The organism is Halalkalibacter urbisdiaboli, assembly GCF_002156385.1.
Lineage (GTDB): Bacteria > Bacillota > Bacilli > Bacillales > Bacillaceae_D > Halalkalibacter_A > Halalkalibacter_A urbisdiaboli.
The window spans coordinates 709,746-730,964 of sequence record NZ_MVJM01000003.1 but is presented as its reverse complement, the minus strand read 5'-3'; the positions used below and the strand labels follow the sequence as shown (position 1 = coordinate 730,964).

At 37.3% G+C, this 21,219-nt stretch carries 19 protein-coding genes; 5 read left to right on the top strand and 14 right to left on the bottom strand.

Annotation, left to right across the window (positions count from 1 at the left end; genetic code table 11):
* Window positions 1-4: 4 nt before the first annotated feature.
* The 4 genes from B1R93_RS17985 to recQ all read right to left on the bottom strand — a co-directional run bounded on the left by B1R93_RS17985 (window position 5) and on the right by recQ (window position 4,580).
* Window positions 5-943, bottom strand: coding sequence for a hypothetical protein (locus B1R93_RS17985; RefSeq protein WP_088105326.1), 939 nt, complete (start codon window positions 941-943; stop codon window positions 5-7).
* Window positions 944-1,192: 249 nt separating this feature from the next.
* On the bottom strand, window positions 1,193-1,519 hold the full coding sequence (gene ytxJ / locus B1R93_RS17980; protein ID WP_088105325.1) for a bacillithiol system redox-active protein YtxJ: 327 nt from the start codon (window positions 1,517-1,519) through the stop codon (window positions 1,193-1,195).
* 2 nt (window positions 1,520-1,521) lie between these two features.
* A complete protein-coding gene (locus tag B1R93_RS17975) occupies window positions 1,522-2,370 on the bottom strand; it encodes a DegV family protein (RefSeq protein ID WP_088105324.1) in 849 nt (282 codons plus the stop codon).
* A gap of 86 nt (window positions 2,371-2,456) precedes the next feature.
* Window positions 2,457-4,580, bottom strand: coding sequence for a DNA helicase RecQ (recQ, locus tag B1R93_RS17970; RefSeq protein ID WP_088105323.1), 2,124 nt, complete (start codon window positions 4,578-4,580; stop codon window positions 2,457-2,459).
* Window positions 4,581-4,654: 74 nt separating this feature from the next.
* Between recQ and B1R93_RS17965 the strand changes: the two genes are divergently transcribed.
* Window positions 4,655-4,921 (top strand): hypothetical protein, encoded by a 267-nt coding sequence (locus B1R93_RS17965; RefSeq protein WP_088105322.1) that lies wholly within the window; start codon window positions 4,655-4,657, stop codon window positions 4,919-4,921.
* Between the two features lie 281 nt (window positions 4,922-5,202).
* On the top strand, window positions 5,203-6,789 hold the full coding sequence (locus B1R93_RS17960) for an ABC-F family ATP-binding cassette domain-containing protein (RefSeq protein WP_088105321.1): 1,587 nt from the start codon (window positions 5,203-5,205) through the stop codon (window positions 6,787-6,789).
* A gap of 121 nt (window positions 6,790-6,910) precedes the next feature.
* Here B1R93_RS17960 and B1R93_RS23520 read toward each other — a convergent pair whose 3' ends face one another.
* Window positions 6,911-7,222: a class I SAM-dependent methyltransferase gene (locus tag B1R93_RS23520; protein ID WP_245308320.1), complete on the bottom strand. Its 312-nt coding sequence runs from the start codon at window positions 7,220-7,222 to the stop codon at window positions 6,911-6,913.
* Window positions 7,219-7,446, bottom strand: coding sequence for a hypothetical protein (locus B1R93_RS23515; RefSeq protein WP_245308319.1), 228 nt, complete (start codon window positions 7,444-7,446; stop codon window positions 7,219-7,221). Before B1R93_RS23515 ends, B1R93_RS23520 begins: the two co-directional genes overlap by 4 nt.
* Before the next feature lie 605 nt (window positions 7,447-8,051).
* Here B1R93_RS23515 and B1R93_RS17950 point away from each other — a divergent pair.
* Window positions 8,052-9,824, top strand: coding sequence for an ABC transporter ATP-binding protein (locus B1R93_RS17950; protein ID WP_088105320.1), 1,773 nt, complete (start codon window positions 8,052-8,054; stop codon window positions 9,822-9,824).
* A 3-nt stretch (window positions 9,825-9,827) separates the two neighbouring features.
* Window positions 9,828-11,648: an ABC transporter ATP-binding protein gene (locus B1R93_RS17945; protein ID WP_088105319.1), complete on the top strand. Its 1,821-nt coding sequence runs from the start codon at window positions 9,828-9,830 to the stop codon at window positions 11,646-11,648.
* Here B1R93_RS17945 and B1R93_RS17940 read toward each other — a convergent pair whose 3' ends face one another.
* The 5 genes from B1R93_RS17940 to B1R93_RS17920 all read right to left on the bottom strand — a co-directional run bounded on the left by B1R93_RS17940 (window position 11,649) and on the right by B1R93_RS17920 (window position 17,956).
* The gene (locus B1R93_RS17940) at window positions 11,649-12,521 is read right to left on the bottom strand and encodes an AraC family transcriptional regulator (RefSeq protein WP_088105318.1); all 873 of its coding nucleotides are present in this window, start codon (window positions 12,519-12,521) and stop codon (window positions 11,649-11,651) included.
* Window positions 12,522-12,698: 177 nt separating this feature from the next.
* Window positions 12,699-13,310 (bottom strand): DedA family protein, encoded by a 612-nt coding sequence (locus B1R93_RS17935; RefSeq protein WP_088105317.1) that lies wholly within the window; start codon window positions 13,308-13,310, stop codon window positions 12,699-12,701.
* A 217-nt stretch (window positions 13,311-13,527) separates the two neighbouring features.
* The gene (locus tag B1R93_RS17930) at window positions 13,528-13,728 is read right to left on the bottom strand and encodes a DUF6501 family protein (RefSeq protein WP_088105316.1); all 201 of its coding nucleotides are present in this window, start codon (window positions 13,726-13,728) and stop codon (window positions 13,528-13,530) included.
* A 132-nt stretch (window positions 13,729-13,860) separates the two neighbouring features.
* The gene (gene odhB, locus B1R93_RS17925; protein WP_088105315.1) at window positions 13,861-15,099 is read right to left on the bottom strand and encodes a 2-oxoglutarate dehydrogenase complex dihydrolipoyllysine-residue succinyltransferase; all 1,239 of its coding nucleotides are present in this window, start codon (window positions 15,097-15,099) and stop codon (window positions 13,861-13,863) included.
* Window positions 15,100-15,115: 16 nt separating this feature from the next.
* A complete protein-coding gene (locus B1R93_RS17920) occupies window positions 15,116-17,956 on the bottom strand; it encodes a 2-oxoglutarate dehydrogenase E1 component (RefSeq protein ID WP_088105314.1) in 2,841 nt (946 codons plus the stop codon).
* A 308-nt stretch (window positions 17,957-18,264) separates the two neighbouring features.
* On the opposite strand from B1R93_RS17920, the gene B1R93_RS17915 reads away from it, so the two are divergent.
* Entirely contained in the window at window positions 18,265-18,840 is a 576-nt protein-coding gene (locus B1R93_RS17915; protein ID WP_088105313.1) for a hypothetical protein, read from the top strand.
* Here the strand turns inward: B1R93_RS17915 and B1R93_RS17910 are convergent.
* The 3 genes from B1R93_RS17910 to B1R93_RS17900 all read right to left on the bottom strand — a co-directional run bounded on the left by B1R93_RS17910 (window position 18,837) and on the right by B1R93_RS17900 (window position 21,060).
* The gene (locus B1R93_RS17910; protein ID WP_088105312.1) at window positions 18,837-19,118 is read right to left on the bottom strand and encodes a hypothetical protein; all 282 of its coding nucleotides are present in this window, start codon (window positions 19,116-19,118) and stop codon (window positions 18,837-18,839) included. The genes B1R93_RS17915 and B1R93_RS17910 overlap by 4 nt on opposite strands.
* Before the next feature lie 109 nt (window positions 19,119-19,227).
* Complete coding sequence (locus tag B1R93_RS17905; RefSeq protein WP_088105311.1) at window positions 19,228-19,869, bottom strand: nitroreductase family protein; 642 nt, start codon at window positions 19,867-19,869, stop codon at window positions 19,228-19,230.
* A gap of 72 nt (window positions 19,870-19,941) precedes the next feature.
* Window positions 19,942-21,060 (bottom strand): cysteine desulfurase family protein, encoded by a 1,119-nt coding sequence (locus tag B1R93_RS17900; protein ID WP_088105310.1) that lies wholly within the window; start codon window positions 21,058-21,060, stop codon window positions 19,942-19,944.
* Window positions 21,061-21,219: the final 159 nt, after the last annotated feature.

Sequence of the window (21,219 nt, the reverse complement as noted above, 5' to 3'; positions counted from 1 at the left end):
CTTCTTAAGCCCTTTCGATCTCGTTAATCCGTAATACTTGGACTTTCTCTTTTTCATGTTCAATTTGTTGTTTTTGGTGCTCTAATGTGTGAAGCAACTGCTTTACATCCTGTCCCATCTGCTCGATTCGTTCGAGAGAATCTTTAATTTTGCCATGTACCATCCAGTCAACAATAAACCCGTCAAAGAAATAATCCGCAAAACTTAAAAATTGACCAATATCAATATTGAAATTTGTAAATTGATTAATGTCACGGAGCTCTTCTTGAAAATGACGCAAATCACGCTGTGCTGTATGAATATGCCCTTTAGCATCATCAATTCGACTATGTTTTATCGCCGTTGATAAAACGCCACCTCCGAACATGTCCCATGTGGACCAGTCTTTCGCACTTCCAAGTGAAGCGATTGCTTCTTCAATTGAATGAATAGCTTTCTTTCCTGCAGAAATCGCCTCTTGATATTCATTTAGTTGAATAGACAATTCAGATTCCTGATCAAAGAGAACGGCTAATTTTTCGCTTAACTCGGTATTCACGTCTGCAATAGCCTTACTCTTTTCTTTTAAAAATTGCTTGTACTCTTGCTCCGGCTGTCCTAACGTATGAAGCTCTTGTCGAATCGTTTCGGTTTCCTCTCGTAAATCATTTACGGTTTCCCGAGCCTCGTCATACTTTAATTGTGCTGTAAGTAGTTCCTGTTGTTCCTTTTCCATCTTTTCTAATTTCTTACCAACAACTGAATAAAACAGGTTTGTAAAAGAAAGCCCTTCTAACCTTTGGACATCTGCACTCTCTCGTTTTAACTGTTCTGACAGTTTGCTGAGCTTATTCTGTTCAATCACTAATTGTTCTTCTATTCGATTTAGGTGCATTTCCCACTTTGCCTTCTGGCGTTTTCTATCTTTGATATTTTCTAATCTTACTCTATATTGCGACAACATCATTTCTCACCTCTCTTCCTTCTACGCCAAACAGACGGAAAAGTTTCACTAAGCTGTTCCAAATATGAATAGGCTCCTATATATAGGGATAATCTACCATCGAGGTGGTTAAATGGAACTTATGAAAGTGTTTCAATACGTTTGTTCAGTTTTAGGGACAGGGTGCCTAATATTCACCTATGTACAAATGGCAAGAAAAAAAGAGAAACGCGTACGTGATGACTAACGTCCCCCTTCTCTTTTTCAAGCCTATGCTTGTTCAATATTCTTTTTTGTAATATTCCAATGTGATTTAGCCCATTGCACTTGCTTGTCTTTTAAAATAATTAACTGAGGTGATTCGTGTTTCACTTGTAATTGTTCGGCAATTAAGTTAGAGATCGGTCTTGACTCAATGACCTTCACATAAGAATACAAGCTATCACTTGCACTAGTTTCCTCGACATATTTCAAATACTCCGCGTGAGCTTCAGCACTAATCGGGCATGTTGTACTGTGCTTTAGTACAAATACTTTCTTTTCAGCAGATGCTTCAAATACATCGTTCCAATCCTGCTCGGTTACTATTTCTTTCATTTTTACACTTCCTCACTGTAATACATTAATGCTATTGCACCCGGTCCAGTATGAGTGCTAATAATAGGAGACGTTTCCGTAATATAAATATCTGCATCGTTAGCAATTTGTAGTAAAGATTGCTTCAGGCGTCCTGCAAGCGCTTCTGCTTCGATATGAGCGATTCCGACTCGCTTGAGAACTTTCCCTCTTGTTTCTTCTTCAAACGTTTTCGTAAGAAGTTGAATCATTTGCAAATGAGTACGAACCTTTGCAAAAGGAGAATATACACCATCTGCTAGTGAAGCAATCGGTTTAATTTTTAATAATGAACCTAATAAAGCTTTACCTTTACCAATCCTTCCTCCTTTTACCAAATATTCTAACGTATCAACCATAAGATATAAAGAAGTTTGCTTACGCACTTTGGCTAATCGTTCAACAATTTCCTCAATCCCCTTACCTGCTTTTGCCATTTCAGCTGCTTCTAGAACTTGAAATCCTAGTGCATGTGAAATAAACTCAGAGTTCACCACGGTAACATCTGCATCAGACATTTCAGCTGCTGCACGAGCGGAATGATACGTTCCACTCATTCCTTCTGTTAAATGAATGGAAATTATTTGCGTGTCAGGCTCTTTCGCTAATTCATTATAGGTTTCAACAAAGACTCCCGCTGCGGGCTGAGAGCTTTTCGGTAATTCTTCCGTATTTTTTAACAACGTCATAAATTGCTTTTTACTAATATCAACACCATCTAAATACGTTTTCCCCTCAACTGAAATGGACAGTGGGATAACGATAATATTATATTTCTCAATAAGTTCTGGCGTTAAATCTGCAGTTGAATCTGTTACGACTTTAACCGTCATATAAATATAATCCCCTTTATTTTCGCTTGTTTCCTTCTTGATAGTTTAGACGCACCATGATGAATCATACCAGTAACAAGTAGCTATTATTTTCCTAACACAAAGCGAATATCCTGGTATGTTACATCCTCTGGTAATTGTTCTTTTATTGGTCGGAGATATTCACTACCGATTTCATCAACGACCCTTTTAATCGCAGTAACCTTTTCTTTATCTACTAGGCTTTCAAGCTCAAGCGGCTCACCATCTTGATAAGCCTTCATAATATGGTTTAAAATCGTTTGTTCAGTTAGTTGCCTCTCTTTTGCAATGTCCTCAATCGAGACACCTTGTTTAAACAAAGTTACTGACTCTAAATAGCTGCCTTTTTTCGCCGATGATGTTTTCGGTTTTGTAGGGCTTGTATTAATAGCAATTTCAGAGTGCTCAGGTTTTCTTTCTTGGAACTGATGTAAAACCTGTAAAAATGTCTCACCGTATTTCTGTAACTTTTGCTCCCCTACCCCTTGAATGAGAGCTAACTCATCTTCTGTTAAAGGAATGTATTGACTCATTTGTCTTAACGTTTTATCAGAAAATATAACATACGGTGGAACATGATGCGCATCTGCAAGCTCTTTCCGACAAGTTCTTAATGCTTCAAAAACATCATCCTGCTCTTGCGGTTCTTCTTGTTTCGGTTGTTCATATTGAAAAACCTCTTCTTCTCCTTTTAAAACATGAAGCGCTTTTTCCGTTAATTGCAATGTTGGGTAAGCAGACCCAGTCGGTTTAATATATTGTTCTGCCGTTAAATAATCAATAAAAGCAGAAAGGTTTTTCAATGTCCATTGCTTCATTAATCCGTATGTAGGCAATGAATCTAATTGAAATTGCTTAATTTTTTGGTTTTCGGATCCGGTAAGCACTTGTGCGACCATTGTTTTTCCGAAACGTTCACGCATTCGTTTCATACAAGAGAAAACCATTTGTGCTTCGCGCGTACGGTTTACCTTTTCACCAGTTCGATTACAATTACTACATTGCTGGCACTGTTCCTCTGAGTCATCACCAAAATAACGCAAAATATATTGCTGTAAACACATTTCCGTATGACAATAAGCGACCATTTGTTGAAGTTTTTCATACTCCTGCGTTTTCCGTTCCTCGTGCATGTCTGATTGATCAATAAAAAACGACTGAGTCCGAATATCTTGTGGTGAAAAGAGAAGAATACATTCACTTGGCTCTCCATCTCGTCCGGCTCGTCCCGCTTCTTGGTAATAAGCTTCGATATTTTTCGGTAAATTATAATGAACAACGAAACGAACATTTGATTTATCAATTCCCATTCCAAATGCATTCGTTGCGACCATGATCGAAACATGATCATGGATAAACGCTTCCTGATGATGGTGTCGGTCCTGTTCATTCATTCCACCGTGGTACATGCCAACTTTAACACCTTTGTTTTTTAAACGTTCAAAAATTTGTTCAACTTCCTTACGTGTAGATGCATAAATGATCCCTGCACTGTAGTTCTGTTTTTGTAAATACTGTTCAACATAAGACCACTTATCAACTCCTTTGACGAGTTGAAACCGTAAGTTCTCACGAGCAAAGCCTGTTACAAATACTTGCTCGTCCTTTATATTTAAGTGTTGCTGTAAATCATGGCGTACATCTTCAGTTGCTGTTGCTGTAAGAGCTAATACACGAGGCTTTTTAATAAGTTCATTTAACCAAGCTGATATTTTCAAATAGCTTGGGCGGAAATCATGCCCCCATTGAGACATACAATGGGCTTCGTCAATAGCAACAAGAGACAAGTCAAGTTCAGCCAAAAAACGAGTAAAGCTTGATTGCTCTAAGCGTTCAGGTGCAACATACACCAGCTTATATCGCTTCGCTTTAATATCCGCTAAACGTTGCATTTCCTCCTCTTTTGAAAGAGTACTATTTAAATAAGTTGCCTCGATACCAATTTCTAATAATGCATCCACCTGGTCCTTCATTAACGAAATTAGTGGTGATAGCACGAGAGTAATTCCCGGAAGAAGCAGAGCCGGAATCTGATAACAAATCGACTTCCCCCCACCAGTTGGCATGATTGCAATCGAATCATTTCCTAAAAGCATTTGGTCAATGATTTGCTCTTGGCCAACTCGAAAATGAGTGTAACCAAAATAATGCTTTAGTTTTTCTTCAGCATGACTCATCGTGACCGTCATTCATCATTCCCCCAATCATATTTTCTAATTAATTGGACATAGTAACCCTAAAACGAATGTGATGAGGTGCAAAAATGGATAATTCATTAAAACGAATAAATACAATTTGTCTTATCGTTCTAGCTATTGTAATGCTATCTCCTCTTTTCATTTACTTATTTACTGAGGATTCCTTTATTGTGTCACTACGTCAATTTCCTTTAGACTATTCACTCTATTTTGCTGTTTTACTCGGTGCGATTATCGTAAATTATTCAATGCATTCGATGAAATTATTATCTATTACGATGCTAGCAACAGCTGGTGGTCTGATCGTTTATTTTATGAATGTTTGGCTGTAATCAACCACTATCGTACCACGTTTATTCATCACTGGGGAAGAGCTTACTCTATTGAGTAGGTTCTTTTTTATTTAACGTTTCTTGTAAATTTGCGTTCTTATAAAATTCAAATATGAAACCTTTGTTTTCATAGCCAAAAAAGGTTATCCTTATATACGTGGAAAAATATAAACCGAATGATAATAGTGCACATACATGTCATTTAATGCTCGTTTTAATTAAATTGTCATTGTCCTAATCTTCATTCGGTTATGGATATTGGGATTGGAGGCAAGTAATACATGATTACAGTTACAAATGTTGGTCTTCAGTACGGAGACCGCAAATTATTTGAGGAAGTTAATATAAAATTCACCCCTGGCAATTGCTACGGGTTAATTGGTGCAAATGGGGCAGGAAAATCGACGTTTCTAAAGGTTCTTTCTGGTGAAATCGAACCTCAATCTGGTGATGTTCATATGAAGCCTGGTCAGCGTTTAGCTGTATTAAAACAAAACCATTTTGAGTATGAAGAGGAAGAAGTCCTTAACACGGTTATTATGGGACATGCCCGCCTATATGAAGTCATGCAGGAAAAAGATGCGATTTACATGAAAGAGGAATTTTCTGACGAAGACGGTATTAAAGCGGCTGAACTAGAAGGAGAATTTGCAGAGTTAAACGGTTGGGAAGCAGAATCCGAAGCAGCGATTCTTTTAAAAGGCTTAGGAATTTCTGAGGAGCTTCATACAAAAAAAATGGCTGACCTGACAGGTGGCGAGAAGGTAAAAGTATTACTTGCTCAAGCTTTGTTTGGAGAACCCGATGTATTACTTCTAGATGAGCCGACAAACCACCTTGATTTAAAAGCAATTGAATGGCTCGAAGAATTTCTGATTAACTTTGAAAATACAGTTATTGTTGTTTCGCATGACCGTCACTTTTTAAATAAAGTATGTACTCATATTGCTGACCTCGACTTCGGAAAAATTCAAATCTATGTTGGGAATTATGACTTCTGGTATGAATCTAGTCAGCTAGCTCAGAAACTGGCGCAGGATGCAAACAAGAAAAAAGAAGAAAAGATTAAAGATCTTCAAAACTTCATTGCACGTTTTAGTGCCAATGCGTCTAAGTCAAAGCAGGCAACGTCACGAAAGAAATTACTAGACAAAATTACGTTAGATGATATAAGGCCATCTTCACGTAAATACCCTTACGTACATTTTACGCCGGAACGTGAAGTTGGTAATGATCTTTTAACGGTCGATGGTATTACAAAAACAATTGATGGAGTAAAGGTATTAAATAATGTTAGCTTCGTTATGAATAAAGGGGATAAAATCGCCTTAGTTGGCAGTAATGAAATTGCCAAAACAGCATTATTTAAAATTTTAGCTGGGGAAATGGAACCTGATAGTGGAACATTTAAATGGGGCGTAACAACGTCACAGGCGTATTTCCCAAAAGACAACTCTGAATTTTTTGAGGGCTGTGACTTAAATCTTGTAGACTGGCTTCGTCAATATTCCCCAGAGGATGATAGTGACACTTTCCTACGTGGCTTCTTAGGTCGGATGTTATTCTCCGGAGAAGAAGTATTAAAGAAGGCGAGTGTCCTATCAGGTGGTGAGAAGGTTCGTTGCATGCTCTCAAAAATGATGCTAAGCGGAGCAAACGTCCTATTACTTGATGAACCAACAAACCACTTAGATCTTGAATCAATTACAGCTGTAAATAACGGATTAATTAATTACAAAGGCTCATTAATTTTCTCCTCGCATGACCATCAATTCAATGAAACGATCGCCAATCGGATTATTGAATTAACAGAAGATGGCTTAGTTGATAAACAAATGACCTATAATGAATTTTTACAAGAAGCATAAATTGATTATAATTGTTTCTTAGAAGAAGGATGATGAACCCCTTACGTTCATCATCCTTTTTTGATATGCTTTCTTAGTTTTAATACTAGTTAAACCAATCAATAAATTATGGTATGTGAAATTATTTATCGATTCTTAGATAATGCGTTGCAGACGGAAGAAAACGGAAATTCGTTTTTGTTTCTGTTACTTTTACATGTTGATTTAGACGTTCTATTAGTTGATCGATAAAAGGATAACGCTCATCCTTAAAGCCAACTAATGGATATATACAAATCGTGCCCCCCTTTTTCATTACACGAATGAGCTCCTCGATTGCATCGAGATGAAATCGATAATCAAATTGGTCCTGATAAAGGAACAAAAAGTGATTGCATAATACGAGAGAGAACCTATCATTGGGAAAAGGAAGCTTCGGTAGTGAACCTGTCACATAGCACTTCCTATCCGTTTCTGATGTTTCCGAATCTTTTCTTCTGCCGTTTCAAGCTCCTTTAATCCAAACTCACTTATCTTTTTTGAAGATAATGCATAGCGAGGATCGAGGTCCATTACATCATATCCTCGCTTTATGCACTCGGCAGTAAACGATGAAGCACCGACTGCTACATCTAAAATCTTTCCTTTTGTCAGTAAGGGTTCAGTCAGTTGAAACATGTCTTATACTCTTGAAACGACCTGCATGTCATTGCAACACCTTGTTGTTCATAGATGCTTTTCTGTTCCATTTCTCAGCTCTCCTTTGCTAATCTCTGCTCAGCTACAACCATTTATTAACTACAATTTGAAAGACACCACCATTCATCCTCCAATATTCATCACCCCTTTCAAAGAATAAAAAACAAAAAGGCCCCCAATCCAAAAAGGACGGGAGACCCATGGTACCACCTTCATTGAAAATTCTACACCAGTATTTGGAATAGAACTATCCACTCTTCTTGTCTATCAACAAGTGCCTCTTTTAACGATGAGGCTGTTCCGTCAAAGCGCCAATAAAGTTCGGTTTGAGTGCTCCGAAGCCGATTCCATATCGCCTTTGTACTGATTCACAGCAAACATCAGCTCTCTGCAACAAAAATTGCAGAATTATATCTTGTAAATCTTTCAAATCCAACCCTTTTATGGAATTTAACTACTTTTTGTTTTAACAGAAAGCAATATAATCCATGTATGCTGATAAGGAAATCCATGGTTAACATAATCAATTCGATTTATTCTATTTTTACGTCAATTAAATTGTTTGTTGAAGGAGGGAATTCCGTTTGTCATCAAAATCGATTGTAAAAGAGCACCTCATCAAACATAAATGGCAATACGTTTTTGGTGTGATATTATTGTCCATCTCTTGCTTATTTCAATTACTTATTCCAACTTTTTTGGAACAGTTTGCCGACAGAGTCCAGGACTCGACGCTTACATCGGCAGATTTAATTAAGCTGTTAATAAACATCATTATTGTTGGGTTTATAATTGCATTCTTTCGTTCATGTAGTCGAATCTATATTTTTCGATTATCACGAATTTTAGAGAAAAGGGTGCGCCGAAGACTTTTTACTCATTGGGTAAAACTCCCCTCGCAATATTATCATAAGCATCGTATTGGGGACCTAATGTCTCATGCGATTAATGATGTTAACGTCATTCGAGAAGTTGCAATGGGTGGGGTTTTTCTCTCAATCGAAGTTGTTATTTTAATTACGGTTGCAGTAATTGCAATGGGCATGACGATTAATGCATGGTTAACTTTACTCGTCATCCTCCCTCTTCCTGGTTTAACGTTTTTAGCCTATAAATTCCGCTTTCAAATTCAAGAACGTTCCACTAAAGTTCAAGAAGCAATTGGACATCTTACAAGTACCGTACAAGAGTTTTGTGCAGGAATTCGTGTGATTAAAGCTTATGGTCAAGAAAAAGATGAACGTAAAAAATTCGAACTTAAAAATCAACATAATGTTTATACTAATCGGCAGCTTATTCAAACGAATTCGTTATTTAATTCCGTGAGCATTGCCATTGTTGGATTAAGTTACCTATTATCAATATTTTTTGGTGGCATGCTTGTAATGAATAACACGATTACACTCGGAGAATTCGTTGCTTTTAACACGTATTTATCATTGCTTATCGCGCCAGTCGAAAATCTAGGTAAAGTAATGAATATTCTTCAGCGTGGTTGGGCTTCAAATAAACGGTTACGTACCATTTTAAATACAGAGCCAGAGATTAAAGATGCACAAGATGTTACAGCTACAAGCGTAGATGGTCAAATTACTATACGAAACCTTTCTTTCGCCTACCCCGATACTGAGGAATTGGTTTTAAAAAATATTAATCTTAATATTCCAAAAGGGTCGAGTTTGGCTATTGTTGGTAAAGTTGGTAGCGGAAAAACGACGCTTCTCCACTTATTAATGCGTGTATATAATCCACCAAAGTCGACCATTTTCATTGATGGGTATGATCTTTATCAGATTCCTTTAAAGACACTTCGGCAATCGATTGGAATTGTTCCACAAGAAAATTTTCTTTTTTCATCAACTATTGCCGATAATATTGCTTTTGATCCAGCAAATTATAATGAACGACAAATTACGAACGCTGCAAAACTAGCTCAAGTCTATGACAATATCATTGATTTCCCTAACAAATTTGAAACTGCTTTAGGAGAACGAGGCATTTCTTTGTCTGGTGGGCAAAGGCAGAGAATTAGTATCGCGCGTTCATTAATTAAAAAAGCAAACATTCTTATTTTTGACGATAGCCTCTCTGCTGTTGATGCCGTAACAGAGGAGAAAATATTACAGGGGCTTCGAGAGCAAATGATAAACCGCACAACCATTATTGTCAGCCATCGAATCTCAACCATTAAAGATGCTGATCAAATTATCGTATTAGATGAAGGAGAAATTGTTGAGCACGGGACTCACGATACGTTAATTAAGAAGAACGGAATCTATCAACAAATGTACGAAAAACAAGCATTGAAACAAGCGAGCCCTCTTGGCACACTCTCCATTAAGACAAAAAGGAGGTAAGAGATGAATATCCATGATGAAAAAGATTCTGTTGAAGTCTTAGATAGACAGCTTCTACTCAAATTGCTTTCATTTGCAAAACCTTATTGGAAGAAAATTTTCATATCATTTATCCTAGCCATGTTATTTGTTATAGCCACACTTGCCCAACCCTATTTGATTAAAGTCGCTATTGATGATTATTTAACTGTGGAAACTTCTTTTCGTGAAAGCTTTCAAGGGTTTATGATGATAGGAGTGCTTTTTTTAGGAACTATTGTCTTCGCCTCTCTATTAACCTATTTTCAAGACCGATTGCTACAGTTTACTGGTCAATCGATTATCTTTGATATTCGCCAAAAAGTATTTAAGCATCTTTCCGAGATGCATATGCAGTTTTTTGACCGGAATCCAGTTGGGCGGTTAGTAACAAGGGTAACCCATGATACAGAAGCGTTAAATCAGCTTTATTCTCAGGTTATTGTGAACCTAATAAAGGAAGTGCTTATCTTAGTCGGAATCCTCATTATTATGCTACAGATGAGTGTAAAATTAACGCTGATAAGCTTTACCGTTATCCCAGTTTTACTCATTCTAACCGTTTATTATAAAAAGTTAATTCGTAAGGCCCATCGTTATACAAGATTATTATTATCAAAGTTGAACTCAAATTTAGCAGAAAACTTGTCAGGTATGCAAATTATCCAGCTTTTCACACGTGAGAAAAAACAAATTTTGCAATTTGACGAACTTAATGAAGAGCATTATCGTGCAGGAATGCGAGCAACCATTGTTAATTCGATTTTTAACCCTACGATTGGCTTTTTAGGAAACATAGCTTTAGCGTTAATAATTTGGTATGGCGGAATTGGCATAATGGGAGATGCATTAACGTTCGGTGTTGTCTATGCCTTTACTCACTATATACGGCAGTTTTTCCAACCGTTAATGGCACTAGCAGATCGCTATAACCAAATCCAAACTGCCATGGCTTCTGCTGAACGCGTATTTGAGATGCTTGAGGAACAACCACTTATCACAGATGATCCGCAAGCGATTCATTTTCCAAAAGTCGTGAAAGGAGATATTCACTTCAAAAACGTTTGGTTTGCCTATCAAAACAATGAGTGGGTACTGAAGGATCTTAACTTTCAAATAAACCGAGGAGAAACAGTTGCTTTTGTTGGGGCAACCGGGGCAGGTAAAAGCTCTATTATCAATCTAATTTCACGATTTTACGATATTCAAACTGGCACGATTACAATTGATGGGTTAAACATTAAGGAGATAAAACTATCAGATTTAAGAACCCGAGTTGGGATCATTCAACAAGATCCTTATATTTTCACGGGAGATGTTATGTATAACATTCGCCTTCATCATGAAGATTTGACAGAGGAAGACGTATATGAATTAACTAAAAAGATTGGTCTTGATGACTTTATTGCAAGTTTGCCAAACGGTTTTCAAACATTACTAGGTGAACAAGGAGTTATTTTATCTAGTGGTCAAAAGCAATTGCTTTCTTTTCTTCGTGCGTTAGCTTTTAATCCCGATATTCTTATTTTAGATGAAGCGACTGCAAATATTGATACACAAACAGAAGAATTGATTCAGCATGCTCTAAAACGTCTTTCTGTTGGGAGAACAACCATTATTGTTGCACATCGCCTCTCTACGATTCAACATGCTGATAACATTATTGTGTTAGATAAAGGAGTTGTGAAAGAATCAGGTCATCATCATGAACTTCTTAGACAAAAAGGTATTTATTACAGCCTTTACAAGATGCAAAACAAAGAATCACTTAAACGTAAATCGGTTGTACCTTCCCCGTCCATTTAATTAGCTTTTTCTTCTTTCTTGGGGTGTGATTTTCGTTTTATGCTTTTTGGCAAATTCCGTAGGTGACACCCCAACAACTTTTTTAAACGTCCTACTAAAGAAAAACTCATCATGGTATCCAACACTTTGTGCAATCTCTTTAAGTCTAGAATCCGATAAAACAATTAACTCCTTTGCTCGATCCATCCGAACATGCCTTAAATAATCCATAGGACTATAACCAATGAATTTTTTGAACAGTCTGGAATAATGACTAACACTCATCCCTGCCATTCGCGCTAACCTTTCTAATGTAATGTTTTCCTGATAGTGTGTGGTTATAAAATCAATCGTACTATCAATGGCATTCGTCGTATTACCAGTTAGCTTTTGAGAACGAAAATCTTGAATAATCATTAATAGGAGCTCCCAGAATAGCATTTTACGCTTCATTGCTACGATCGCTCCTCTTCTTTTCCGCAAATGCTGCAATTGCTCAAATACGTTCATGACGTGAGCAATGTTTTGAACATTATACATTCCAGTCAATGGAAAATCTATATTTTTCTCTAGCTCAAAATTCCATTGTTCTTTTTCTAAAAAGGCCGAAGCATATGAAAAGCGAATAAAGTAATATTCTAGAGGGTCATTAAAATCAGTTGACCGTTCGCAAATCATACTTGGCTCGAAAAAAAATAATTTACCTGGTTCAGCTGGATAACTAGTCCCATTTATCACAAATTCACCTTTTCCTTTCGCAATAAACCATACTGAATGAAAAGATTGTTGTCTTGGGTGGTGATACCAGGTAGGTTCACATTGCTTATATCCTATAAGATTAATAGAAAAGACAAGCTGATTTAATTTTGACAGTATTTCCCCTAACTTCATCATCTTACCGTTTCCCCTTTACCTGTTTTCGAAACACTTTTATTTTACTCCTTTTTCAACACTTTAACAACGTTGTTATTTTAAAAGGTATGGCCTACTATAAATGAATAGAACATATAACATAAGAAATGCTTGAAGAATCCTAAAAATAGGAACTCTTCAAGCTAAGAAATTTGTTTGTTATTCAACATATTTATTCATTTTTATATTTCTTTTACGTTTTTTAATCACTTGGTAAATGAATAAAAAAGATACAATGATGATAAAACTTAGTAACAACTGGTCGATAAATGTTGTCCAATTATGAATGGAACGCCCAAAATATAAACCAATTAAGAAATATAACCCTACCCATATGAATGCAGAGCTAAAGCTAACCAATGCAAATTTTCGATAAGAAATATCTGAAACTCCTACACTAAACGGAACAGCATGTCGAATAAAAGGAAAAAAGTAACTAAAGGAAGCTGCTTTTAAACCATGTTGATCAAGTAACTCTCTCCCTCTTTCTGCTCGTTTATACCAGATTAAGTGATGAAACTTAGAGAAATGGGTTCTTTTACTTAGTTCAGTTCCTACTACATATAAAATAGAACCATGAAAAAACACGGTTAGGTAAATAATTAAAAAGCTTGGAATTGGCTCTAATAGATTCGTAGTTGCAAGCCACCCTCCACTCATAAGCAGTAATTCATTTGGTACTGGGAAAAAGAACAAGCCAATCATAAATATAAAAAATAAGGCAAGGTAACCATGGCTTTGAACAACCTGGATCATCGTGGCTAAATCCATTCCCAATCTCTCCTTATCTTATATTACCTAAACAATACAGCAATTTTTTACAATTAGCAACGAATTTAACTTGTATTTTTTTTATTGTCAAGCTTTTTTTAAAAGAAAAATAACCTGCCTTTATTTTCCTTCCATAAACTTTTTGAAAATAGCTGCTTGTTATGAAAAAAAATAACCCAGAACCTTGGGCTATCTTTTTGGAATGCTAACTTATTTTCTATCCTTTAAAATACTCTTTATAATAACCACCAATTTTTCCAGTGTTATCAATGACAAAATAAAACTCATCTGTTTCATTTTTTAATTCGTATGTTTTACCTGCCGTAAGCGCACGGTCAACCATGTATTTCTTGGCGTTTGTATGTACGCATTCGACGTTACGAATCGTTTTACTGTTCATCCAGTGCTGATGAATCAAGATCCTTCAACTCCTCTATTTAGCGTCATTTCTATTATAAACCGAACGACAACGATAATCAAAACGTTTTAAAGTAAAGAAAAAACAACCTCCTTAATCAAAATCAAAGAGGTTGTTTAAACTTAAAAATTATTAACCTTCTAAAAGTAGTGATTCAGGGTCCTCAATTAACTCTTTAACTTTAACTAGGAAGCTAACGGCTTCTTTTCCGTCAACAATTCTATGGTCATAAGAAAGCGCAATGTACATCATTGGACGATTTTCAAAACGCTCTTGATCAATCGCTACCGGACGCCATTGGATTTTATGCATTCCTAAAATCCCTACTTGAGGAGCATTTAAAATTGGTGTAGACATAAGAGAACCAAACACACCACCGTTTGTAATCGTGAATGTTCCACCTTGTAAATCCGCAATAGAAAGTTTATTATCACGTGCTTTTTTGCCAAGTTCTCCAATTTCACGCTCAATGCCCGCAAAGCTTAGACGATCCGCATCACGTAAGACAGGTACAACTAATCCTTCATCTGTAGACACTGCACAACCGATATCATAATACTTCTTAACTAAAATTTCATCTCCTTGAATTTCAGCATTAAGAAGTGGGAATTCTTTTAACGCACCAACAACAGCTTTTGTAAAGAAAGACATGAAGCCTAGTTTAACACCATTCTTATCAACGAAGGCATCCTTTCTTCTATTTCTTACGTCCATGACAGCTGACATATCAACTTCATTGAATGTAGTTAGCATTGCAGCTGTTTGCTGTGATTCAACCAAGCGCTTAGCAATCGTTTGGCGGCGGCGAGACATTTTCACACGCTCAACTGGCTTTCCTGGTTGCTCTTGGAATGTAGGAGCTGCTGGCTTTTGAGCTACTGGTGCCGCAGGAGCTGCTGGCTTCTTTTCATAAGCTTCTACATCTTGCTTACGTACGCGTCCAAGTGGATCCGGTGAAGAAACTTCACTTAAATTAATTCCGTGCTCACGTGCATACTTACGAGCTGCTGGTGAAGCAATAGGACGCTCAGAAGCTGATTTTGTGTTTGTTTCAGAAGCCTCTGCTTTTTCCTCTTGCTTAGGCTCTTCTGCTACTGGAGTTTCTGCAGCGGGTGCTGAAGCATCTGAAGTGCTTGCAGTTTCATCAATAACAGCAATAACCTCACCAACCTCAACTGTATCGCCAGGCTCTCTTTTAAATTCTTTAATCACACCGGAGTGTTCTGCGGTAATTTCTACATTTACTTTATCTGTTTCAAGCTCGGCGATGTATTCGCCTTGATTGACATGGTCTCCTACTTGCTTTAACCATTGAGCAATTGTTCCTTCAGTAATCGATTCTGCTAATTCCGGTACTTTAATTTCAATCACGGGTACGGCCTCCTTATTATTTACGAGTCAACGCTTCGTTTACAATGCGCTCTTGTTCTTTTTTATGTGCAACCGGGTCACCTTCAGCTGGACTTGAACGATGTGTACGTCCAATATAGCTGACCGATACTCCTTCAGGCGTTATCTCACGGATGCGAGACTCGATAAATGGCCAAGCACCCATGTTTTTAGGCTCCTCTTGAACCCAAACAATGTCTTTCAAATTCTTATAGCGTGCAAATAACTCACGGATTACTTTTCTTGGGAATGGATAAAGCTCTTCTACACGGGCAATATGAATCCAATCCCAATCACCTTCCGTATCTTTAGAAATTTTGTCAGCTAAATCAATGGAAATTTTCCCACTACAAAGGATGATTTGTTCAACCTTGTCATCTTTCCCACCTAGACCCGGTTGTTCATACACAGGTAAGAACTCACCATCTGTAAATGCATCATGAGTTGAAGCAACAACTGGGTTACGTAATAAGCTCTTTGGTGTCATGATAATCAATGGGCGAACTGCATTCTTTTCAAGAATCGCTGCTTGTCGTCTTAAAATGTGGAAATATTGTGCTGCTGTTGTACAATTTGCAATCGTCCAGTTATTTTCCGCAGCAAGAACTAGGAAGCGTTCAACACGTCCACTTGAATGCTCCGGACCTTGTCCTTCATATCCATGTGGCAATAAGCATACTAACCCAGATTTTTGTCCCCACTTTGCTCTACCCGCTGACACCCATTGGTCAAACATTACTTGTGCTCCGTTGGCAAAGTCACCAAATTGAGCCTCCCATAAAACTAATGTTTCTGGAGCATACACGTTATACCCATATTCAAAACCTACGATTGCCTGCTCAGAAAGCGGACTGTTGTAAACAGCGAAGGACGCATTCGCTTCGTTAAACTCTTGTAAAGGAGTAAACACTGTATTGTCATTACGATCATGCAACACAAGATGACGATGAGCAAATGTTCCACGTTCTGCATCTTGCCCAGACAAACGAATTGGTGTTCCATCACTTAAAATTGTAGCAAAAGCTAAAGTCTCTGCTAATGCCCAGTCAATTTTTCCACCTTCATCAAATGCATTAAGGCGACGCTTAAGAATTTTTTCTAGCTTTTCATTTGCAGCAAATTCTTTCGGCCAATTTAGTAATGACTCATTTATCGTTTTTAATTTATTATACGTTACGGCTGTTTTTACTTTTGGCAGACCATTTACAACAAAATCTGGTGGAGACATTTCACTAACACTATCAGATTTATTTCCTGCAACTTTATCGTATTCAGACTGAAGATTTTCTAATATCTCTTGATCAATTTTATCTGCAAAAGACTTATCAATTACATCTTTTCCGACTAGTTGGTCTGCATAAAGCACTCGTACCGTAGGGTGTTTTCTAATTTTCGTATATAAATCAGGCTGTGTAACAGCAGGTTCATCCATCTCATTATGACCAAAACGACGATACCCAATTAAATCAACAAGGAAATCTTTTTTAAATCTTTTGCGATATTGGAAAGCCAGGTGCATAGCAGCAAGACAGGCTTCCGGATCATCCGCGTTCACGTGAAGGATTGGAATTTCAAATCCCTTCGCAGGATCACTGGCATATGTAGTAGAACGAGAATCATACGTTTCAGTAGTAAAACCAATATTATTGTTAGCAATAATATGAAGAGAACCACCTGTTTGATATCCACTTAGACGACTTAGGTTCAATGTTTCTGTTACAATTCCTTGCCCTGGAAAAGCTGCATCACCATGAATTAAAATGGAATAAGCTTTTGAGACAGTTTGCTCGGGGAAACCTTTAGACGTACGAACTTCTTGTGCAGCACGAGCGTAACCTTCAACAATCGGACTAACAAATTCTAGATGACTTGGGTTGTTCGCAAGCGTAACAGTTGCTTCAACTGTATTATCATCTTTAATTTGACGATCTGCTCCTAAGTGATACTTTACATCCCCAGTCCAACCGTTAATTCCTTTTCCACCTTCTGGTTCGGCAAGTTTCGTCGGAGCATGAAGAAATTCAGAGAAAACCATATGATACGGTTTGCCTAATGTGTGAGTAAGAACACTTAAACGTCCACGGTGAGCCATACCAATCATGATATTTTCTGTACCCTCATGTACAGATTCTCTTACTACTTCATCAAGCATTGGAACAAGCACATCTAATCCTTCAATTGAAAAACGCTTTTGACCTACAAACGTCCTATGAATGAATTTCTCAAAACCTTCAACTTCTGTTAATCGCTTAAGTAAGTTAACGCGTTGTTGTTTTGAAAAATTAGGTAAAAACATTCCTGACTCAACCATTTTGTTAAGCCAAGTTCTTTCTTCCTCATCTTGAACATGACTAAATTCGAATGCAACTGTCTTCGTGTACATATTCTTAAGGTGTTTAATCGCATCAAGACCATCTTTTACATGAGAAGGTGCATCTGGACAGATAAACTCAACAGGAATTTGTTTTAAGTCTTCTTCAGTTAGGTCATACCGACTTAACTCTAAAATAGCCTCATTTTTTCTGTCTTTGTGAATCGGGTGAACATCAGATGCTAAATGACCTTTGTTACGGATTGCATCAGCTAATTTCATCGCCCCTACAATCTTATTCATCATGCCCGCTCCTGCAGCAGGTGCTACTGAAGCATTAGTCGCTTGAACCGAAACATCTTCTAAAGCCGAAGGTGGCGGTCCCCATGCACGAAACAATTCTCTTAACTCTTCATCAACTGCCTCTGGGTCCTTTGTAAATTCTTCGTAAAGTTCGATTGCGACGCCAAGGTTTGGACCATGAAATCCTTGCCAAGGCTCTTCTGGTGTGTTCTCCTTGCTGGACATGTGATAAAAACCTCCTAGTTACTTTGAAGTCAAATCTATAAATGATCTCATTTTATAACGCTTACACACTTATTTTAACACGATTGTAACATTCAAACAAAGGTTATCTTCAATCATTCATAGATTTGTTTGTTGACTTCCTAATTAATTTATACATACTATTTCTTACGTAGAATGCAAAAATATTAGAAAGCGTCTACAACTTAAAATTGTAAAACTTCTGTCACAAAAAATCTAGTTCTTTGTCATGAAATATACTATTATTTTTATTGTTTTTTTATTGATTTTTTTTTAGAAAGGTGTTAATTATGATTATTTTCGATAAAACATATAATCAATTACTTACAAACGCTTGTTTAACCTGTCAAGACGAGCACTTTCAGCCACCTATTCCAGAACTTCCCGTTATTGGCTGCTGCTCTTACAGTCCTGTATTTACATTATTCGAAATCCACAATATGGTTAAGATAAATGAAGATTTCTTTTATTCCTTATACTCACATCAAGCAGCAACGATTCATCCGTTTACTATTTTTGTTGAAGCCGAAGTTCACGCGACCTTTCATCTATTGGACCTTTCGCCCTATTCAAAGCTAGAACGTGATGATTTAAAAACTTCCTATTCTATTTGTCAGTTTTTCAAAAACGATCAAGGATGTTCTCTACATCCTTCTTTTAAAAATGCCGTGTGTCGGTCCTTTATCTGTACAACAGTTGAAGACGCGCTATCCGACAACCAAAAACAGCAATTAGCGGAATGGACGAATGCTATCCAGAAAGAAGTGCAGTATTTTCTTCATGTTCACAAACACGAACTAGAAAAGCGTTCCATAAACTTGATCAATGAGCCAGACGAGGTTGTCGCTTACTTAAAATCCATTTAAGTAAATTCGTTTTGAATCCAATCGGTCAGCTGCTTTTTCTCTAGCTCCGTAAATTGAAAATGAGGTGAATCACAGCCTTCTTCCCTTAGCACGACCTGGAGTACATTTCCAAACTCGCTAAAAATAATCAATGCCTCAGGATCTTCCAACTCTGCTGGTAATGCGTCGGAAGAAAATGAGACAATGTAATGCTGCCACTGCTGAACTGGGTATGAATCAACGATCTTCATATTTGTTAATTGACATTCTTGGTATGTTTCAAAGAATAAATCAATCATTATCATGACTCCTTTCGTGCACATTTATTACTCAATTATGTATTTCCGCTTAAAAGGACCGGTATGAGTAACTCATACCGGCCTTTCAAAAAAAAATTTTTCTTCTCTCTTAGAAAGAATTGTAGACAACCCTTTCACTAAGTGGCTTTCTCATTGAAGGATGGGCTTCTTCCTGTGCCTTTCCTAAAGTTAAGAGCATAACAGGTACAAATCGTTCAGGTACTTTAAAAGCTTCAACAAATGCATGTCGGTTAAAGCCACCCATCGGGCACGTATCATACCCTTTTCCCTTCGCTGCAAGCATCAATTGCATCGCTGCTAAAGATGCATTTAATACAGCTTCATCGCGAGGAAATGGACCTTCATTTTTATAAGCACCATGGATTTGCCCGACTAACGTTTCCTTTACTTTTTCAGGCATTAACCCTTTCTCAACAGCTTCACCGTATACAGACTCCGCTTCTTTATCTGCCTCTACGTCCCCTAGCACCGCTATTACTGCAGAGCAATCAACAATTTGCTGTTGGTTGTAACCAATCGGTAATAACTCCTTTTTCTTTGCTTCATCCGTTATAACGAGAAAACGCCAATGCTGTAAATTCCAAGATGATGGTGCTTTGGCAGCTGCGTTTAGAATAGCTTCTAGCTCCTCATTTGGAATTTGAACACCTTTTTCATATTTCCGAACAGATTGGCGTTTTTGAATCACTTGAAACACATCAATTTTTTCGTCAAATGTCGTACGACTCATCGTGTTCACTCCCTTGTTTTTACTTTCTTTTTAAGTTTATCGAAAAACGAATTCTGCTGTAAAATATAATGCTCAAAGAATTCTCTTTAACCGTGCAATGACCTGGTTAATCTGTTCTTGCGTCGTCATACGACCTAAACTAAATCGAATGGTACCCTTTCCTTCCTCAGCTGTTACTCCCATAGCCTGTAAAACCGGTGATAACGTTACGACACCCGAATGACAAGCTGAACCAGTTGAAGCAGCGACGTCAGGCATTTGCTCTAGGATTTCTTGACCAATATAGCTGCGAAAGCTGACATTTAGTGTGTTAGGTAACCTTTCCTCAGGATGACCGTTAAGATTAACACAATTTGGAAAGGTCTCTTGTAATTGTTTCCAAAAATAACGACAAAGCTCTTTGATTCGTTCATTTTCTGCTTGCTTCTGTTCACAAAGTTCACATGCTTGTCCGAGCCCAACAATAAGCAATACATTTTCAGTACCTGCTCTACGTCCTTGCTCATGCCCTGCACCATGGATGAAAGAACCGATATCGATTCCATCACGGATATAAAGTGCCCCTACTCCTTTAGGGGCATACAGCTTATGCCCTGCAATGCTTAAAAAATCAACCTGTAATTCTTCAACATCAATTGGGACTTTTCCTACCGACTGGGCTGCATCCGTGTGGAAAAGAATATTGTGTTTTTTAGCAAGTTTTCCGATTTCTTTAATTGGTTGTAAAGTACCGACTTCATTGTTCGCGTGCATAATTGAAATTAATATTGTTTCTGGTCTAATTGCCTTTTCAATTTCCTCGACAGATACTTGACCATATTCATCAACACCTACGTACGTTACGTCCACACCCTTTTTTTCTAAAAAAGCTAGCGGCTTGAGAATAGCGGGGTGCTCAATTCTAGAAGAAATAATATGATTCCCTTTTGACTGAAACGTTTCAAAAACATTTTTTATCACATAATTATTCGATTCGCTCCCACCACTAGTAAAAATAATTTCTGCCGTTTTGGCATGAATTAATGAGCTTACTTGCTTCCGTGCATGCTCAATTGCCTTTTTTGCGCCAATTGCAGCAAAATGATTCGTGGAAGGATTCCCATAATGCTCAGTTAAATATGGTAACATTGCTGAGACGACCTCGGAGTCAAGTGGTGTGCTTGCATTATAATCTAAATAAATCTGTTCCAAATAATCCTCTCCTTTACATTCTATACATTAGTTTACCATCTTTAATCAATCGACCTAACATTATCTATTATAAATAAAAAATCAATATGTTCGATTCATGAAGGAACGTATATAATAAAAGCACTATATAAATCGGCTTTACTTAAACAGCTTGTGTTC

Bases quoted from the DNA above. Each gene is read 5' to 3' on its own strand.
- B1R93_RS17985 (WP_088105326.1), bottom strand. From the start codon at position 943: ATGTTGTCGCAATATAGAGTAAGATTAGAAAATATCAAAGATAGAAAA.
- ytxJ (WP_088105325.1), bottom strand. From the start codon at position 1,519: ATGAAAGAAATAGTAACCGAGCAGGATTGGAACGATGTATTTGAAGCA.
- B1R93_RS17975 (WP_088105324.1), bottom strand. From the start codon at position 2,370: ATGACGGTTAAAGTCGTAACAGATTCAACTGCAGATTTAACGCCAGAA.
- recQ (WP_088105323.1), bottom strand. From the start codon at position 4,580: ATGACGGTCACGATGAGTCATGCTGAAGAAAAACTAAAGCATTATTTT.
- B1R93_RS17965 (WP_088105322.1), top strand. From the start codon at position 4,655: ATGGATAATTCATTAAAACGAATAAATACAATTTGTCTTATCGTTCTA.
- B1R93_RS17960 (WP_088105321.1), top strand. From the start codon at position 5,203: ATGATTACAGTTACAAATGTTGGTCTTCAGTACGGAGACCGCAAATTA.
- B1R93_RS23515 (WP_245308319.1), bottom strand. From the start codon at position 7,446: ATGTTTCAACTGACTGAACCCTTACTGACAAAAGGAAAGATTTTAGAT.
- B1R93_RS17945 (WP_088105319.1), top strand. From the start codon at position 9,828: ATGAATATCCATGATGAAAAAGATTCTGTTGAAGTCTTAGATAGACAG.
- B1R93_RS17940 (WP_088105318.1), bottom strand. From the start codon at position 12,521: ATGATGAAGTTAGGGGAAATACTGTCAAAATTAAATCAGCTTGTCTTT.
- B1R93_RS17935 (WP_088105317.1), bottom strand. From the start codon at position 13,310: ATGGATTTAGCCACGATGATCCAGGTTGTTCAAAGCCATGGTTACCTT.
- B1R93_RS17920 (WP_088105314.1), bottom strand. From the start codon at position 17,956: ATGTCCAGCAAGGAGAACACACCAGAAGAGCCTTGGCAAGGATTTCAT.
- B1R93_RS17915 (WP_088105313.1), top strand. From the start codon at position 18,265: ATGATTATTTTCGATAAAACATATAATCAATTACTTACAAACGCTTGT.
- B1R93_RS17910 (WP_088105312.1), bottom strand. From the start codon at position 19,118: ATGATTGATTTATTCTTTGAAACATACCAAGAATGTCAATTAACAAAT.
- B1R93_RS17905 (WP_088105311.1), bottom strand. From the start codon at position 19,869: ATGAGTCGTACGACATTTGACGAAAAAATTGATGTGTTTCAAGTGATT.